The following is a 16848-nucleotide window of genomic DNA, read 5'->3' as shown; positions in this document are numbered from 1 at the left end:
GTACGTTGTCGAGTGGGGGGAAGCGGCCGGAGAACGGTCGGGTGCGCCGCGGTCATCCCTTGACCGCGCCGTCGGTGAGACCGGAGAGCACGCTACGGCGGAAGATCAGCACCAGCAGTGCGATGGGGACCGTCGCGGCCATGGCCCCGGCGAAGATCGTGCCGAAGGGAATCTCGTAGACCCCCGAGAAGAGGGCGATGCCCACCGGCACGGTGCGGAAGTCGTCGGCGGAGTTGAAGGTCAGGGCCATCAGGAACTCGGTCCAGGTGGCGGTGAACGTGAACACCCCAGCGGTGAACAGGGCGGGCCTGGCCTGCGGCAGGATCACCGACAGGAGCGTGCGGACCGGGGACGCGCCGTCGACCGTCGCCGACTCCTCCAGCTCGTGGGGGATGTCGAGCAGCGAGTTACGCAGGATCCACACCGCGAACGGCAGATGGAAGGCGACGTACGGGATGATCAGGCCCCAGTAGCTGTTGAGCAGGTCGAGCCGCCGTTCGACCAGGTAGAGCGGGGTGACCACGGCGATCGTCGGGAACACCGAGATCATCAGCAGCGCCACCATGATGGCGCCTCGGCCGCGCAGCGGCAGCCTGCCCAGGGCGTAGCCGGAGAACAGGCCGAGGCCGAGCACGATCGCCGTGGCGCTCAGGCAGATCACCGCGCTGTTGAGGAGATAGCGGTCGAAGCCGGCCGAGGTCAGCGCCCGCGCGTAATGCGCCCACGTGGGGTCCTTGGGCAGCACGCTCGGCGGCGAAGCGCCCAGCTCGCCCTCCGGCTTGAAGGACGTCACCGCCATCCACAGCAGCGGCAGGGACACCGCGAGAACCAGGACGAACGCCCCGATGTTCACGACGTTCAGCCAGCGGCGCACGCCCCTGGCCTGTCGTCCGCTGCGCCTCATCGGCCCACCCCTCCCTCGTCCACCTGCATCTTGAAGGCCCGCAGGAACAGCAGGCAGCCGATGGCCACCAGCGCTCCGGTGGCCGTGGCGATCGCCGCGCCGAGGCCCACGTTGAGGTCCTGGAACAGCGCCTTGTAGCCGAGGATCGCCAGCGACTGGGTGGCCGTGCCCGGGCCGCCCTGGGTGAGGACGAAGGGCAGGTCGAAGATGCCGAAGGCCTGAAGGACGCGGAAGAGCACCGCCACCGCGATCACCGGCCGCAGCGCGGGCAGCACCACCAGACGGAACGTCGTCCAGGCATTCGCGCCGTCCATCTCGGCCGCCTCGTACCGCTCCTGAGGGATCTTCACCAGACCTGCCAGGATGATCACCGCGACGAACGGCGTCGTCTTCCAGATGTCCGCCACCGCGAGCCCCGCGATGGCCGGCACCGGCTTGCCCAGGATGACCGGCGGGGCGTCCATGACCAGACCGAACAGCCAGGTCACCGCCCCGTACCCGGCGTCGTACAGATACGCCCACAGCTGCGCGGAGACGACGGTGATCAGCGACCAGGGGATGAGGAGCAGCGCGAGGATCCAGCCGCGGCCCGCCTCCAGACGTTCGAGGAGCACCGCCACCGCGATGCCGAGCACCATCTCCACCGCCACGGTGCCCAGTGTGTAGCCCACGGTGAACAGCAGCGCGTCGAGCCACGCGGAGCTGGAGAACATCGTGGCGTAGTTGGCGACCGTCCACTCCTGGACCTCCATGCCGCCGAAGGTGAAGCGCACCTTCGCGAAGCTGGTCACCACGGAGTACAGCACCGGGAAGAGCGTCACCAGGCCCACCACGATCAGCGTCGGCGCGGTGAACAGCCAGCCGGTACGGGCCTTGCGGCGCCGCAGCCCGGAGTCGTCCGCCCGCCCCGAGGCCGCGGAACCGCGCACACGTCCCGCCGTGTCCGGGCGGGGACTCGACTGCCGCACCGGGGCCGTCACAGCGACTCCCCGGCGAGCGCGGCGGTCAGCTGGTCCTGCGCGTCGGCGACCGCACGGGCCACCGGCACACCGGTGAGGACCCGGTTCGCGTGCGTGTAGATCGCCTTGCTCACCTGCGGGTACGACGGATTGCGGGTGGGGCGGGCGACGAGTGTCATCTCCGGTGCCAGGGCGTAGACGGGATTCTTCGAGCCACGGATCCAGCGGCTGTTCAGGGCTTCACGCGTGGTGGGCAGCTGTGCGCCGTGCTCGGCGAGGACCATCTGCCCCTCCTGGGCGATGAACTTGGCGAAGGCCGCGGCCGCGCCGAGCTTGCGGGAGTGCGGGTTGAGGTAGTTGCACCAGCCGCCCAGACAGCCGAGGCCGCCCTCGCGTCCCTCGAAGCCGGGGCGCAGCGCGGCGCCGATCCGACCGGCCACGGAGGAGGACTCCGGGGTGTTGGCGACACCCCACGCGTAGGGCCAGTTCCGCAGGAACAGCGAGTTCCCTCCGGTGAAGTCGTCGAGCGTGTTCTGTTCGATGAACGTGGCGACGGCGGAGGGGGAGACGCGGCTGGTCACCAGGTCCCGCATCAGCCCGAGGGCCCGTTCGGCGGCCTGTCCCTCGAAGGTGGCGCGGCTGCCGTCGGGGGAGAGTGCCTGGCCGCCTGCGTCCGCGAGGATCTCGGTGACGTTGCAGGTCATGCCCTCATAGACATTGCCCTGCCAGACGAAGCCGTGCTTGATGTCCCCGGCCTTCTGGACCCGCTGAGCGGTGCGCATCAGCTCCTCCCACGTACGCGGCACCCGCAGCCCGTGCTTGTGCAGCAGATCGCGCCGGTAGTAGAGGTACGACTGATCCTGGTACAGGGGGAACGCGTACCGGTGCCCCTGATAGCCGAGCGAGTTGAGCAGCGCCTTGGGATAGCGCTGCCACTCCTCCTCGTCCAGCAGTGACTCGACCGGCAGCGCGAACGACGCGGCGCCGAACTGGGCCGCCCACGTGAGATCGCCCTGGTAGACGTCGGGACTCGAGCTGCCCGACGCCAACTGCGTGGACAGCGCCGAGCGTTGGGTGTCGGTGCTGGCCGGCGCCTTGATGATGTTCACCGAGATCTGCGGGTAGCGCTTACGGAAAGCACTGATCAGGCGGGGCGCCAGATCACCGCCGTCCTTCGCGGCCACCGCGCTGTACCACCAGTCGATCGTCGTCTTCTCGCGTGGGACCTGCTGCGCCTCGGCCGGATCCGGGGGAGTGGCCGAGGCTCTGGAACAGGCCGAGACGAGCGGGGCAGTGGCGGCGGCACCGGCAGCGATACCCAAGGAGGACAGGGTTCTTCTACGGCTCAATGTCATGGGGAGGTGCTCCTGCCGAAGTGGCGGCTGACCCATCGCTGACAACTTCCTGAGAACGCTTGCACGCTAGGCAGTGCGCTCCGGCCGGGTCAATGGGTGTGCACAGCCCGGAGTTCGAGACAACGCTTTCACGCTCCCTGCCGGAGTGTGTCGTCGCTGTGCTACGTTCCCGCCATGCCGATACCGGACCAGCGATACCCGACGATGGCCGATGTGGCCGAGCGGGCCGGGGTGTCGGTCTCCACCGTCTCGCGCACCCTGCGCGGCATGTCCACGGTCTCCCCCGAGGCCCGGCAGCGGGTCGAACAGGCCGCGCGGGAGCTGGAGTTCGTCGTGTCCCGCCAGGCGTCCTCGCTCGTCACGGGGCGCACGGGCAATGTGGCGGTGCTGGCGCCCACGCTCTCCTCCTGGTTCGTGGGCTGTGTCCTGCAAGGGCTGAGCACGCAGCTCAGCGGCGCGGGTCTTGATCTGCTCATCTACCCGGTCGCCGAACTGGCCGAGCGGCAGGCCTTCTTCGAGCGGCTTCCGGCGCGGCGCAACGCCGACGCGCTGATGGTGCTCAGCTTCGACCTCACGGACGAGGAGACGGCACGCCTCGACCGGCTCGGCATGCCCGTTGTGTACGTCAGCCGCAAGGTCGAGGGCCGGCCGAGCGTGTACGTGGACGACGTCGCGGGCGGCCGCACCGCCACCCGGCACCTGCTCACCCTCGGCCACCGCCGGATCGCGTACCTCAGCGGCAGCCGGAGCGACGGTTTCACCTACAGCGCGCGGCTGCGCCGCACCGGCTGCGTCGAGGCGCTGGCCGGGGCTGGGACCGAACCCGCCCTCGTCCGCGAGGTGCCGAGCGGGCGGCGCGCGACGCTGGAGGCCATCGGGGAGATGACGACGCTGTCCGAGCCGCCCACCGCGGTCTTCGCCGAGACCGACGAGCTCGCCCTTGAACTGCTGACCGCGCTGCGCGAGGCCCGGATCCAGGTCCCCGAACAGCTCTCCGTGGTGGGCTTCGACGACCACCCGGTGGCGGAGTGGGCGGGCCTGACCACCGTCGCCCAGGACCCGGTGAGTCTGGGCGCGGTGGCGGGCGGCCTGGTCACCGAGCTGATCGCGAACCCGGACGGCGACCCCGCCCCCCACCGGGAACTACCGCTGCGACTGATCCCCAGGGCGTCGACGGTGCCGCCAAGGGATTGATCCGGGGGCGTCCACTCGCCGACGGCGAACGTCAGTCCTTCAGGCCGCGCAGATACGTTCCGAACTTCTCCAGGCCGTCGATGTTGCGCGGTCCGCTGATGCCCTCGTTGTAGTCGAGGACGAAGAAGTTGCCCTTCTTGACCGCGGGCAGATCCCGCGTGTGCGGCGAGCTCTTCAGGAACTCGATCTTCTTCTTGGCGGGCTGGTCTCCGTAGTCCAGGACGATGATGACTTCGGGCCGACTGGTGGCGACGGCTTCCCAGTTGACCTGGGTCCACCGCTGATCGACGTCGGCGAAGACGTTCCGGCCGCCGGCGCTCTTGATGATGTCGGTGGGTGGGACCTGGCCGCCCGCCGTGAACGGCTGGTCCGTGCCGGAGTCGTAGAGGAAGACCGGCACACGCTCGCCCTTGGGGGCCTCGGCCTCGACGGCGCGGACGCGCTGCTTGAGGTCGCCGACGACATCCTTGGCCCGCTTCTCCACTCCGAAGATCTGGCCGAGTCGCTCCAGGTCGGAGTAGAGGGCTGCGAAGGGGGTCAGTTTCTCCGGGTACTTGGGGTAGTTGTAGCAGCTCTCGGTGTGCATGAAGCTCTGCACGCCGAGCTTGTCGAGGATCGCGGGGGTGATGCCGCGCTGGTCGCTGAAGCCGGAGTTCCAGCCCGCGACCACGAGGTCCGCCTTGGCGTCGACCACGATCTCCTTGTTGAGGAGGTCGTCGCTGAGCTTCTTGACCTTGGCGTACTCCTTCGCCCAGGGCGACTGCTCGACCGGCGGGTTCGCGGGCGGCATGACGTAGCCGAGCACCCGGTCGGTCAGGCCCAGGCTGAACAGCTTGTCGGCGCTGCCGCCCTCGTAGGCGACGGTGCGCTTCGGCTTCGTGTACGCGACGCTCTCGCCGCACCGCTTCACGGTGGTCTTCTCGGCGGTGGCCGCCTTGGAGTCGGACTGAACGGAGGCGCCGCAGGCGGTGGTCAGGAGCGCGGTGGCGACGGCGGCGCCCACTGCGGGCCATCTGCGGGCCGAGGCGCGGAATCGGAGGAGTTGCGGCATGCGTGGTGCACCTTCCGGGAGGACGTGGGTGACGTGGATGAGGTCAGGGGGTGGGGTCGAGCGAGTAGAGAAGCTGGGGATCGCCGGTCAGGGGATGCGGGACGACGCTGGCCTCGACCCCGAACACGTCCTGGACGAGCTCGGGCGTGAGGACGTCCTTGGGCGTACCGGCGGTCACCAGACGTCCGTGCGACAGCACGCCGATCCGGTCGCAGGCGGCCGCGGCGAGATTGAGGTCGTGCAGGACGATCAGGACGCTGAGCCCGGACTCCCGCAGCAGGGAGAGGAGTTGCACCTGGTGGCGTACGTCGAGGTGGTTGGTCGGCTCGTCCAGGACCAGGATCTCGGGGTCCTGGACGAGGGCGCGGGCGAGCAGGACACGCTGGCGTTCCCCGCCGGAAAGGGTCAGGACACCGCGGTCGGCGAGGTGGCGGATGCCGAGGCGGTCCATGGTCGCGGCGCACACCTCGCGTTCCTGCCGGCTCAGACGCTGGTTCCCGCGCAGATGGGGAGCGCGGCCCAGGGCCACTGCCTCCTCGACGGTGAAGTCGAGGTCGACGGCGCCGTCCTGGGTCATGGCCGCGATCAGCTGCGCGCTGCGCCGCAGCGTCAGGCGGGACAGGTCGTCGCCGCCCACGCGTACGGCGCCCGAGGTGGGACGCAGGGCCCGGTACACGCAGCGCAGCGCGGTGGACTTGCCGCTCCCGTTGGGCCCGACGAGGCCCACGACCTCGCCCTCGGACACGTCGAGGGACAGCTCGCGCACCAGGCTCCTGCCGTCGGTGACGACCGAGAGGCCGTCCAGTCGCAGTTCCATCTCAACGGCCCCCGAACACATAGCCGTTGCGGCGCATCAGCGTGATGAAGACCGGCACGCCGACGAGGGCGGTGATGACACCGAGGGGCAGCTCTCGCGGGGCGGCGAGCGTGCGGGACACCAGATCGACCCAGACCATGAACACGGCTCCGGCGAGCGGTGCGACGGTCAGCACCCTGGCGTGGGTGGCGCCGACGACCATGCGCACCAGATGCGGCAGCACCAGTCCGACGAAGGCGATGGCACCGCTGACCGAGACCAGGACGCCGGTCACGAGCGAGACCAGGAGAAGCAGCGCCTTGCGGTGCCGGTCGGGGTCGATGCCCAGGCTCGCGGCGGACTCGTCGCCGAGCGCGAGAAGGTCGAGGGCGCGGGCGTTCCGGTGCAGGACCACCACGCCGACCACCACCACGGCGGCCACGAGGGGCAGCACACCCCAGGTGGCGGCGCCGAAGCCGCCGAGCGTCCAGTGCAGGACGGTGCTGGTGGCCTCGCTGTCGGGAGCGAGGTAGACGATGACGCTCATCAGCGCCTGGAAGCCGAACGACAGGGCCACGCCGGTCAGGACGAGGCGCAACGGCGAGAGCGTGCCTCGGCGGGCGGACGCCACGTGGACGAGGACCGACGCGGCCAGCGCGCCGAGGAAGGCCCCCGCCGACACCGCGTAGATCCCGAGCGCGGCGAGCCCTCCGGTGACCGTCACGGTGACCGCTCCGACCGAGGCGCCGGACGAGACACCGAGGACGAAGGGGTCGGCGAGCGCGTTGCGCACCATGGCCTGGACGGCGACGCCGACCGCGCTGAGACCGGCGCCGACCAGCGCGGCGAGCAGAACCCGCGGAGTGCGGATCTGCCAGACGATCTGGTACGTGGTGACCTCGTCGGCCCGGATCGTCCCACCGGTCAGTGCCGCCCACAGGTAATGGGCGGTCTCGCCCGGAGTGACCACCGCGGCTCCGAGGCCGATGGCGACGACGACCGAGACGACCAGCAGTGCGCCGAGCACCGCGCAGGTCACCAGCAGGCCGGGGAAGGTGGCGAGGAGCCTCTTCCTGCCGGGCGTCGGCTCCGGGCCTGTGGCCGGGTCCGCCGGGGATGTGGCGGTCGGTGTGGGTGGCACGGAGGTGAGGGGCGGGGGCATGCGGCCACCCTTTCCATGGAGAGGAACGGTCGTCGGGGGAGGGCGGCGCTGGGTCTACGCCACCGCGGCGGCGGGCGCGCCCGCCCCGTCCCAGCTCATCCGGCACCAGGGCAGGGCGAGCCCGTCGAGGGACGTGACGGCACGCGGCGCGAGGTCCCCCACACGGGCGGCCTCCTGGTGCCGGGCGAAGACACTGTCCACGTAGCGGTGGCCGGTGTCGGCCGCGATGAACAGCACGGTGCGCCCGGGATCCTGAGCCCGTTCCCAGCCGGCCGTGAGGTGCCCGGCCCCGGTGGACAGGCCCGCGAAGACGGCGTGGCGGCGCATCAGGTCGACGCTGCCGGCGAGCGCGGCGTCGAACGAGACCCAGTGGACGACGTCGTACGACGCGTGGTGGACGTTGCCGAAGGGGATGGAGCTGCCGATCCCGGCGATGATGATGTCCGGGTCGGCGACGTGCTCGCTGCCGAAGGTGATGCTGCCGAAGGGCTGCACACCGACGAGACGGACGTCGCCGCCCGACTCCCGCAGATAGCGGGCGAGGGCCCCGGTCGAGACACCGGACCCGACGCCGCCGACGACCGTGAGCGGCTCGTCGGCGCCCAGCTCCTCGCGTATGTGGTCGGCGACCGCGCGGTAGCCGAGATAGTGGATGTCGTCGTGGTACTGGCGCATCCAGTGGTAGTCGGGGTGCTCGGCGAGGATCTCCTGGATGCGGGCGACCCGTCGCTTCTGGTCCAGCTTGAGGTCGGCGCTCGGCTCCATCTGTTCCAACGTGGCGCCCAGGAGCGCGAGTTGGGTGCGCGTGGTGTGGTCGACGGTGGTGGAGCCGACGATGTGGCAGCGCATGCCGTGCCGGTGGCAGGCCAGCGCGAGCGCGTAGGCGTAGATGCCGCTGGAGCTGTCGAGCAGGGTGTCGCCGCGGCGGACCGCGCCGGTGGTGAGCAGATGCTCGACGGCCGTGAGGGCGGAGACCACCTTCATGGTCTCAAAGCGCAGGCAGACGAGCCGGTCGTCGAGGCGTATCAGGTCCGGCCGGCCGATCGCCTCGGCCATGTGCTGCTCCATGGGCGAACTCCTCTGGGGTGGGGAAGGTCGTGAAGGTCCGGGTGACGGGCAGGCCCGCACGCTCCAGGTCCTGCGCGCAGCGGCGGGCACGGCGCAGGGCGTCGGGAGCCGCAGGGTCGAAGAGGACACCGGCGACGCAGCCGCTGTGCGCGATCTGTACGCCGACGGCGCCCGACCGGTCCGCGAGGGCGGTGAGCGTGTCGAACCCCGCGTGCCCGAGCCGCAGTTGACCGCGGCGGGCGCTGGCCGTGGCGACGCTCCCGAGCAGGGCGGCGTCGCGGTCACGGACGGCGCGACGCAGCCGGGCCCGCAGGGTCTCGTAGGCGTCGACGTCGCTGTCGGTGCAGGCGAGGGCGGGCAGGTCGAGGGTGTCCACCGGGACGCCGCCTGCCAGGGTGCAGCCGACGACGATCACCGGGGGCAGCGCCTCGCCGAGCACTTCGAGAACCCGTCCGTGCCGCTGGGCGAACAGGCGCGGTCGGCCGTCGAGCATCAGCGGATCGCAGGCCAGCTCGGCGCTCAGGGCGATCCGGGTCACCACGGAGGGAGCGAGGCACAGCCCGAAGGCGTCGGCCACGGCCCGTACGGCGGCGAGCACGTCGCTGGTGGAACTGCCCATGCCGAGGCCGACGGGAATGTCGCCGATGAGCGTCAACGCGCCGCCGCACGGCTCCCGTTCACACTGGGCGGAGCATTCCTCGACGGTGAGGGCGGCCGCGCGCAGGGCCTTCGTGCGGTCGGCGGGAAGGACGGTGAGCGGACCGGGCGCGGGGGTGAAGCGGGCGTGCGTGCCCGGCTCGCTCATGGGAAGCGTGACCAGGCCAGGGCGACATCGCCCGTACTCGTCCCGGAACACGCCCTGGAGGATCTCGCCGTGATGACAGGGCGCGTACCCGGTGCCGGTGCGGACGCCACTGCGGGCGGCCCGGCGGGTGCCTGCCGTCACGAGCCGCTCGCGGCGCGGTAGCGGTACAGGGTGCTCGGCTCCGCGCTGAACTGCGAGAACGGGAAGGGCTCCGCGGACAGTGCGGTCACCCCGTCCCCGAGGAAGGCGCGGGCGACGGCGCTGCCGGACTGCGCGTAGACGATCAGCGGCACTTCGCGGGCGCGGCAGCGCTCCAGGATGGTGTCGAAGCTGCCGTTGCCGAGCGTCATACCGGTGGCGACCACCGCGTCGGCGGTGTCGAGTACCTGATGCATGTCGGCGGTGACCTCGTCGCCCCACTGGGTGGTGCGCAGGTTGAAATCGCAGGGGAGTGGCACGCCACCGCGCTCGCGGATCGCCGCGACCAGCGGGTTGACGACCCCGATGAGACCGACGCGGGCGCCCGCCGGGAGGTCGAGGAGCCCGGCGATGGCGGCGTCCCGGGCGACGGCGCGGACTTCGGGCGGACCCGCGGGCAGTGTCACCGGCTCGGCGTCGGCCGCCTCGCGGTGCGGCCGCAGCTCGGCGAGGTACGCGTCCAGGGCGGCGATCCGCAGCGGGCGCGGCCCCTCCCGGAGCAGGGTGTCGAGGGGGCTGCCGGAGACCTCCCGGCACAGCTCGGGCCCTATCTCGCCCGCTTCGAAGGCGCAGCCGCCGAAGGAGCCGCCGAGCCGGACGAGAACGTACTGGTTGAGATACGTCACGTCTCCGCCCGCGAGCCGGGTGCCGTGGTGGATCCAGAACACGCTGGTGGCCGTCAACGTCGAGGGTGCGGGGCCGAGTTCGCCGCCGAGCGCCGCGGCGAACAGCTCGTCGGTGTGCTTCACGCGGTGGCCCCTTCGGTGGTGCGGGTCGATCCGGCGGTGCGGGTCAGGCGGAACAGGAAGGTGAGAACGCCGTCCTGCCAGTCGTGCAGATGGGCGATCCCGGGCTCGAAGCCGTGGTCCAGGGCGTGCCGCACGATGGTGTGCAGATCCGCGGTGTTGGAGGCGATGACGAACACCTCGGCACCGGGCGCCAGCAGGTCGCGCCCGGCGAGCTGCGCGAAGAACCGCTCGAGCAGCGGAGCCCCGACGCAGGTGTTCCGTACGACGTGGGGGTCGTCGCTGACGGGCTGGCTAACGGCGGGTGGGTTGAACGTGACGACATCCAGCCGCACCCCCGCGGGCAGGCCGTCGAAGAGGTCGCCGACGACCGGTGTGAAAGCGCCGCTCGCGCTGCGGTCCACCAGCCGTTCGTAGTGGCGTGCGGCGGCGGCGACGCTCTCCTCGTGCACGTCGATGGCGTAGATCTCGTCGGCGCCGCGCACCCCGGCGGTGACGGCCTCGACGCCGAGCCCCGCGCCCATGGCGGCGTAGCGGCGGCCCTTGACCTCGATACGGCCGTCGAGCAGCCACTCGTGGATCATGCGGCTCGTCCAGCCGGGCAGGAAGACGCCCGGCGGCACGTCGAAGGTCCAGCCGTTCCACTCGTACGTACGCGATGTGTGCAAGTCCGCTTTGGGTTGATTGAGGGCGATGATCTGCTCGGCGGGAAGCGGGGGCGGCAGCTGGTCGAGCAGTGCGGCGCCGGTGGCCTTGCGGTCCAAGGGGAGTGCTCCTCATGGGTGTTCGTGGTGGCGGGCAGGGGGAGGCACGGAAGCCGTCACCCCATTGCGGGGTGGCGGGACCCGAGGGGTACTGTAACGACAATCGTTTTCACTAAGCTAGTCCGTGTCCGGCATCCGGTCCGGCGGCAGACCCGCTCGACACCGGTCCGTGCCGCTCGATCGACCGCCGTCAATGCCGTCCGATCGCCTGCCCGTTGGGTGAACACGCCCGCTGATCCCTGCCGATCGCCGACCCGTAGGAGTCGCCAACCGTGACCATCTCGCCAGCCCAGGACCCCGCCACCACCGGGCCGCCGCGCCCGCGGTCCGTCCTGCTCGACCCCGCCTTCCTCCGCCTGTGGACCGGCACCACCGCCTCCGGGCTCGCCACCTGGGCCCTGCCCTTCGTCCTCGGGCTCGCCGTACTCCAACGCGACCTCACGGCGGCGGGCCTGGGCCTCGCCCTGGCGGCCCGCACCGCCGGCTTCCTCGGCGCGGTCGCCGTCGGCGGAGTCCTGGCAGACCGCCACTCGCGCCGCGCCGTGGTCCTGTGGTCCGCCCTGGCCGCGGCCGTGGCCGCGCCCCTCCTGGCCGCGGGCCTCGGGCGCTCACTGCTCCTGATGGCCGGTGCCGCGCTGCTCGCGGGCGCCGGACAGGGGGCCTGCCGCCCGGCGTTCCAGGCGCTCGCGGCGGAGGTCGTCGAGCCCGAACGGCGCCAACAGGCCAATGCGGCGATGACGTTGGCGGTCCGCGCGAGCACCTTGCTGGGTCCGTCGCTCGCCGCCCTGCTCGCCGCCGTGCTCGACATCAAGGCCCTGCTCCTCGGTATCGGAGTGCTCTGGCTGGTGGCGGCGCTCGTCCCCGGCCGCGGCGCGAAGACACCCCCGGCGGAGACCGGCGCCGAGGTGCAGCAACCCCAACGGGCCTCGTTCCGCCGCGAGTTCCTGGAGGGGGTCCAGGAGGCCCGCCGCCACCCGTGGTTCGTCGCGGGCCTCGGCGCCCTCACCGCCGTCATCGCCACCGGCTACTCCGCCACGGGAGTGGCCCTGCCATTGATCAGCCGCGACCGCTACGACACCGAGGCGGTGCTCGCCGCGGCCACCACCGCGTACGCCGTCGGCGCCCTCGCGGGTGCCCTGGTCGTCGCCCGCTGGCGCCCGCGCTCCCCGGGCTGGTCGGCGCTCGCGGGCCTGGGGGTCTACGGTTTCGCCCCGCTCAGCCTGACGCTGCCGGTGCACCCCGCGGTGGTCGTCGCCGCCTACGCGGTGGCCGGAGTGGGCATCGAACTGTTCAACGTGCCCTGGTTCACCGCCACGCAGCGCGAGATCGCCCCCGACAAACTCGCCCGCGTCTCGTCCCTCGACTTCCTGCTCTCCTACGGCCTGGCCCCGCTCGGCCTGGCCCTCATCGCACCCGCCATCACCACCTTCGGCGCCCAGCCGGTCCTGCTCACCTGCGCGCTGATCTGCTTCCTGGCCCCGATGGCGGCCGCCCTGGCTCCTATGGCGCGCTATTTCTCCCGTACGGCTGTGCCGCCCGGCCGTACCTGAGGCGCCGTGCCACCTCCTGGAGCTCAGTGAGGCATGCCCTGGATCGGGTTGGCCCTGGACAGGATCGCCTCGGCCAGGGCCTCGACCGGTTCGGTCCGTGACTGCGGGTTGGTGAGCAGGACCTGGTCGATCGCGCCGAGTTCGGGAAGGTCCGCGCTCGCGGGCAGTTCGACGAGGTCGCCGGGCGCGAGACTGCGGGTGAAGATGGCGATGCCCAGCCCGGCGCGCACCGCCGCGAGCACCCCGTTCACCCCGTGCACGGTGCAGGTGACCCGGTAGCGTCTGCCGACCGCGTCGAGCGCCCGGGCGGCCAGGGTACGGCTGAGGCTGGGTGCCTGGTACACGATGAGCGGCACGGGGCGCTCCGGTGTCACCTCGGTTCCCGCGGCGGACGCCCAGATGAGCCGGTCGCGGCGCACGAGCCTGCCCCGTCCCTCGCCCGGCTCGGCCTTGACGAGTGCGATGTCGAGGTGCCCCGACTCGATGCGGCGCCGCAGCACCGTCCCTTGCGCGACGGTGAGGGCCAGGTCGATGCCGGGGTGGAGCTTGCGGAAGTCGCGGAGCATGGTGGGGACCTGCGTGAGGGCGACGTCGTCGGTGACCCCGAACCGCAGTCGCCCGCGCAGCGCGGACCCGGTGAAGTAGTCGACGGCCTGTTCGTGCGCGGAAATGATCGTCCGCGCGAAGTCCGCCATCGCCTCGCCGTCGGCGGTGAGGGCGACGCTGCGGGTGTCGCGCACCAGCAGAGGGCGGCCGACGGACTCCTCGAGCTTGCGGATGTGCTGGCTGACGGTGGGCTGCGCGAGATCGAGCTGCCCCGCGGCCCGGGTGAAGCTGAGAAGCTGCGCCACCGCGAGGAAGGTACGGAGATGTTCAACGCTGTACATACGTCGGCCTGTCCATTGGGGATCGTAATTACTGTAATAGCTCGGATTCCGTTCCGAAATGACTGCGCGGTCGGAACGATGGGGGACACACCGACTCCATGAGGTGACTGACCCGTGAACCGCCAGCCCGGCCCGGCCGACCCGTTCCCCTCTCGTCCGTCCTTACGGTCACGCCCTCAACCCCGTTTCCACGCGCGCCTGTTCGGGTCGCTACGGGAGCGCAACTACCGCTACTTCTTCGCCGGCCGGCTCCTCGTGAACACCGGTACCTGGGTGCAGCGGATCGCTCAGGACTGGCTCGTGCTGACCCTCACGGGAAGCGCCACCGCCGTCGGCATCACCACGGCCCTGCAGTTCCTGCCCACACTCATGTTCGGCCTCACCGGGGGCTGGATCGCGGATCGCTGGCCCAAGCGCCGTGTACTGCTGATCACCCAGTCGGTCATGGGCGGCACCGCGGCCGGACTCGCCGCCCTCACCCTCTCCGGCCACGTGACCGTCTGGCACATCTACGCCATCGCGTTCACGCTCGGCACGGCGACGGCCGTCGACGAGCCGACCCGGCAGTCCTTCGTCAACGAGGTGGTCGGACCGCGCAACCTGCGCAACGCCATCGGGCTGAACGCCTCCGCCTGGCAGTTCGGCGCTCTGACAGGACCCGCCCTCAGCGGCGCCCTCGTGGCGAGCGTAGGGCCCGGATACGCCTTCGCCATCAACGCGCTCACCTACGTCGCACCGCTCGGCACACTCCTCCTGATCCGCCCCGACGAGCTGCACCGGTCACCCACGCCCGAGCCGTCCGACCGCCGGCTGCGTGACGGGCTGCGTCACCTCACCGCCCACCGCGAACTGCTGTGGCCCATCCTCCTGGCCGGCTCCTTCGGGCTGTTCACCGCCAACCTCCCCGTCACCCTCGCCACGTACGCGAAGTCGGTCCTGCACACCGACGCCGGCGGGTACGGGCTCCTCAGCGCCACCACGGCGGCCGGGGCCCTCGTGGGCGCGCTGTTCGCCGCCCATCGGACCCGCACCACACAGCGGGCCGTGTTCACCCTCGGCGGGACGCTCGCGGTGCTCTACGTCGCGGCGGCGTGCGCCCCGACGCCGTGGTTGCTCGCGACGTGCTTGCTCGCCATGGGAGCCACGACCACCCTGCTCAACACGTCGACCAACACGGCGGTTCAGGTCGGCACCCCCGACGAGTTCCGCGGCCGACTCATGGGCGTGTACGTCCTCGTGTTCGTCGGCAGCGGTGCGCTCGGCGGCCCGCTCCTCGGAGCCGTCAACGAGGCCTTCGGCCCCCGAACCGGCCTGCTGACGGCCGGAGTCGCACTCGCGTCGGCGACCACCGCCCTCTGGGCCACGCGCCCCACGAGCCCGCGCCGATCCGACGCGCTCGTCTCTCAGCGCAGTCGTGTGATCGCGAGCTCGACCCGAGGAGCGAGCACACGAGGGCAGAAGTTCGGATAGCGGCTCGTCGCGTCCGGGGCGCGCGGGGAACCTTCACGTTCCCGTTCAGTAACGGGAACCGGACCGGTCGGCCATGGGCCGCCGTCACACGAGTACCCCGCCGCACCTGGCCGCCCGATACATGTCGCAGTCGGCTCGAACTCCTCGATGATGCACGGCACACCGACGTCCCCTCAGGAGTCAGTCGTCATGACAGAGCCGCACTTCCCGCTCCACTCCCCAAGAGGCCACCGCGAGCCCGGCCGCATGCGCCGCTGGGTCTCCGCCGCCGTGGGGGCCCTCGCCCTCACGGCCGGTCTGCTGGTCACCGCTCCGCAGGCGTCCGCCGCGGGACTGACCCAGGTCACCGGCTTCGGTACCAACCCCGGCAACCTGTCCATGTACGCGTACAAGCCCGACACCCTGCCCGCCGACGCGCCCCTCGTGGTCGCCCTGCACGGCTGCACGCAGAGCGCGAGCGACTACTACAGCCACTCGGGCTGGCCTAAGTTCGCCGACAGCCTCGGCTTCGCGGTGGTCTTCCCGCAGACCAGCAGCGCGAACAACGCCAACTCCTGCTTCAACTGGTTCGATTCGGGCGACAGCGCACGAGGCCAGGGTGAGGCGCTGTCCATCAAGCAGATGGTCGACAAGGCCGTGGAGCAGTACGGGAGTGACACCAAGCGCGTGTACATCACCGGCCTGTCCGCGGGCGCCGGTATGACCGCGAACATGCTGGCCGCCTACCCGGACGTCTTCGCGGGCGGCTCCATCGACTCGGGCCTGCCCGCATCCTGCGCGACCAGCGTGTCCGCCGCCTACACCTGCATGTACAGCCCGCCGGACAGGACGCCAGCCCAGTGGGGCGACCTCGTACGCTCCGCCGCGCCCGCCGGCACCACCTCCTGGCCCCGGGTGGCGATCTGGCAGGGCACCGCGGACACCACCGTCGCCCCCGCCAACGCGGGCGAGCTGCGCGACCAGTGGACGAACGTGTGGGGCATCGGCCAGACACCGTCCCGCACCGAGAATCCCGGCGGGGGCACCACGCTGAGCATCTACGACGACGCCGCGGGCAGGCCCGCCGTCGAGGTGTACTCGATCTCCGGCATGGGCCACGGCCTCGCCGTCGACCCGGGCAGCGGTGCCGAGCAGTGCGGAACCACCGGCACGTACTACCTCGACACCATCTGCTCCAGCTATCACACCGCCCGCTTCTGGGGCCTCGACGGCGACGGCGGCGGCGTGACGCCGGGCGCGCTGCCCGCCCCCACCGGCCTGAAGGTGTCCGGAACCACCGACACCACCGCCTCCCTGACCTGGAACGCGGTCGACGGCGCGGCCTCGTACCACGTCTACCGGGGCGGATCGAAGGTGGCCACCACCACGTCGGCCTCGTACACCGACACCGGGCTGGCCACCGGCACGGCGTACGGCTACACGGTGGCAGCCGTCGACGCCGGTGGTGCCGTCGGCGCGAAGTCCGCCTCGGTGACCGCGACCACCGGCGGGTTCACGCCCACGTGCCACACGGCGAGCAACTACCAGCACACCGTGGACGGACGTGCGCACCAGAGCGGCGGCTACACCTACGCAGGCGGCTCCGGGCAGGCCATGGGTCTGTGGAACACCTTCACCACGCACACGCTGAAACAGACCGCCCCCGACTACTACGTCCTCGCCGACTCGGGCTGCTCGGCCTGACACCGGGGCGCCCCGCGGAGACTTTTCCGCGACAGCCCCTTGCCGGAAAGTCGTTTGGGCCCGCATGATCTCCCTGCCGGCGCCCTCCCGCCTCCTCGTCCACCCCTCCATCGCGGACCAGGTCACGGAGACCGTCGTAGAGCACGCCCGCGCCCTGCGCGTCGGCGACCCGGCGACCGAGATGGGCGCCCTGGTGAGTGAGCGGCACCTCGACCGGGTGCTCGGTCACGTACGGGACGGCGTGGACGGCGGGGCG

Annotated in this window: 15 protein-coding genes and 1 pseudogene; 5 read left to right on the top strand and 11 right to left on the bottom strand. The window is 71.3% G+C overall.

Annotated elements, in window-relative coordinates:
• Positions 1 to 52: 52 nt before the first annotated feature.
• Genes ACY34M_RS39560 through ACY34M_RS39550 form a run of 3 tightly spaced genes read right to left on the bottom strand, consistent with a single transcriptional unit; the run spans position 53 to position 3185 of the window.
• Positions 53 to 904, bottom strand: coding sequence for a carbohydrate ABC transporter permease (locus tag ACY34M_RS39560; RefSeq protein ID WP_462723266.1), 852 nt, complete (start codon positions 902 to 904; stop codon positions 53 to 55).
• Positions 901 to 1884, bottom strand: coding sequence for a carbohydrate ABC transporter permease (locus tag ACY34M_RS39555; protein WP_462723267.1), 984 nt, complete (start codon positions 1882 to 1884; stop codon positions 901 to 903). The genes ACY34M_RS39560 and ACY34M_RS39555 overlap by 4 nt, the downstream gene beginning before the upstream one ends.
• Positions 1881 to 3185, bottom strand: a complete 1305-nt coding sequence (locus ACY34M_RS39550) for an extracellular solute-binding protein (protein ID WP_462723268.1) — start codon at positions 3183 to 3185, stop codon at positions 1881 to 1883. Before ACY34M_RS39550 ends, ACY34M_RS39555 begins: the two co-directional genes overlap by 4 nt.
• A 207-nt stretch (positions 3186 to 3392) precedes the next feature.
• Here ACY34M_RS39550 and ACY34M_RS39545 point away from each other — a divergent pair, with 207 nt between their 5' ends.
• Positions 3393 to 4412 carry a LacI family DNA-binding transcriptional regulator gene (locus ACY34M_RS39545; protein WP_462723269.1) on the top strand — a complete coding sequence of 340 codons (1020 nt, stop codon included), beginning with the start codon at positions 3393 to 3395 and terminating at the stop codon, positions 4410 to 4412.
• A 31-nt stretch (positions 4413 to 4443) separates the two neighbouring features.
• On the opposite strand, the gene ACY34M_RS39540 is transcribed toward ACY34M_RS39545, so the two are convergent.
• The 7 genes from ACY34M_RS39540 to ACY34M_RS39510 form a co-directional block, all read right to left on the bottom strand.
• Complete coding sequence (locus ACY34M_RS39540; protein WP_462723270.1) at positions 4444 to 5463, bottom strand: ABC transporter substrate-binding protein; 1020 nt, start codon at positions 5461 to 5463, stop codon at positions 4444 to 4446.
• A gap of 43 nt (positions 5464 to 5506) precedes the next feature.
• Complete coding sequence (locus ACY34M_RS39535) at positions 5507 to 6280, bottom strand: ABC transporter ATP-binding protein (RefSeq protein WP_462723271.1); 774 nt, start codon at positions 6278 to 6280, stop codon at positions 5507 to 5509.
• Position 6281: 1 nt separating this feature from the next.
• Positions 6282 to 7301: a FecCD family ABC transporter permease gene (locus ACY34M_RS39530; RefSeq protein ID WP_462723329.1), complete on the bottom strand. Its 1020-nt coding sequence runs from the start codon at positions 7299 to 7301 to the stop codon at positions 6282 to 6284.
• A gap of 174 nt (positions 7302 to 7475) precedes the next feature.
• Positions 7476 to 8489, bottom strand: a complete 1014-nt coding sequence (locus ACY34M_RS39525) for a pyridoxal-phosphate dependent enzyme (protein WP_462723272.1) — start codon at positions 8487 to 8489, stop codon at positions 7476 to 7478.
• Positions 8410 to 9435, bottom strand: a complete 1026-nt coding sequence (locus ACY34M_RS39520) for a GHMP family kinase ATP-binding protein (RefSeq protein ID WP_462724138.1) — start codon at positions 9433 to 9435, stop codon at positions 8410 to 8412. The genes ACY34M_RS39525 and ACY34M_RS39520 overlap by 80 nt, the downstream gene beginning before the upstream one ends.
• Positions 9432 to 10241 carry a Rossmann-like domain-containing protein gene (locus ACY34M_RS39515; protein WP_462723274.1) on the bottom strand — a complete coding sequence of 270 codons (810 nt, stop codon included), beginning with the start codon at positions 10239 to 10241 and terminating at the stop codon, positions 9432 to 9434. The genes ACY34M_RS39520 and ACY34M_RS39515 overlap by 4 nt, the downstream gene beginning before the upstream one ends.
• On the bottom strand, positions 10238 to 11002 hold the full coding sequence (locus ACY34M_RS39510; RefSeq protein WP_462723275.1) for a class I SAM-dependent methyltransferase: 765 nt from the start codon (positions 11000 to 11002) through the stop codon (positions 10238 to 10240). The genes ACY34M_RS39515 and ACY34M_RS39510 overlap by 4 nt, the downstream gene beginning before the upstream one ends.
• Positions 11003 to 11274: 272 nt before the next feature.
• Here ACY34M_RS39510 and ACY34M_RS39505 point away from each other — a divergent pair, with 272 nt between their 5' ends.
• Positions 11275 to 12552, top strand: coding sequence for an MFS transporter (locus tag ACY34M_RS39505; protein ID WP_462723276.1), 1278 nt, complete (start codon positions 11275 to 11277; stop codon positions 12550 to 12552).
• 23 nt (positions 12553 to 12575) lie between these two features.
• Here the strand turns inward: ACY34M_RS39505 and ACY34M_RS39500 are convergent, their stop codons facing one another.
• A complete protein-coding gene (locus ACY34M_RS39500; RefSeq protein ID WP_462723277.1) occupies positions 12576 to 13439 on the bottom strand; it encodes a LysR family transcriptional regulator in 864 nt (287 codons plus the stop codon).
• Positions 13440 to 13553: 114 nt separating this feature from the next.
• Between ACY34M_RS39500 and ACY34M_RS39495 the strand changes: the two genes are divergently transcribed.
• From ACY34M_RS39495 to ACY34M_RS39485, 3 genes and pseudogenes are all read left to right on the top strand, one after another.
• On the top strand, positions 13554 to 14909 hold the full coding sequence (locus ACY34M_RS39495; protein WP_462723278.1) for an MFS transporter: 1356 nt from the start codon (positions 13554 to 13556) through the stop codon (positions 14907 to 14909).
• A 246-nt stretch (positions 14910 to 15155) separates the two neighbouring features.
• Positions 15156 to 16592: an extracellular catalytic domain type 1 short-chain-length polyhydroxyalkanoate depolymerase gene (locus ACY34M_RS39490; RefSeq protein ID WP_462723330.1), complete on the top strand. Its 1437-nt coding sequence runs from the start codon at positions 15156 to 15158 to the stop codon at positions 16590 to 16592.
• 64 nt (positions 16593 to 16656) lie between these two features.
• Positions 16657 to 16794: pseudogene (locus ACY34M_RS39485) on the top strand (aldehyde dehydrogenase family protein); the annotation flags it as partial.
• Between the last annotated feature and the right edge of the window lie 54 nt (positions 16795 to 16848).

This window comes from Streptomyces sp. EDA2-14, assembly GCF_054963755.1.
Note: the sequence above shows the minus strand (reverse complement) of the source record. Positions and strands in the feature narration are given on the sequence as shown.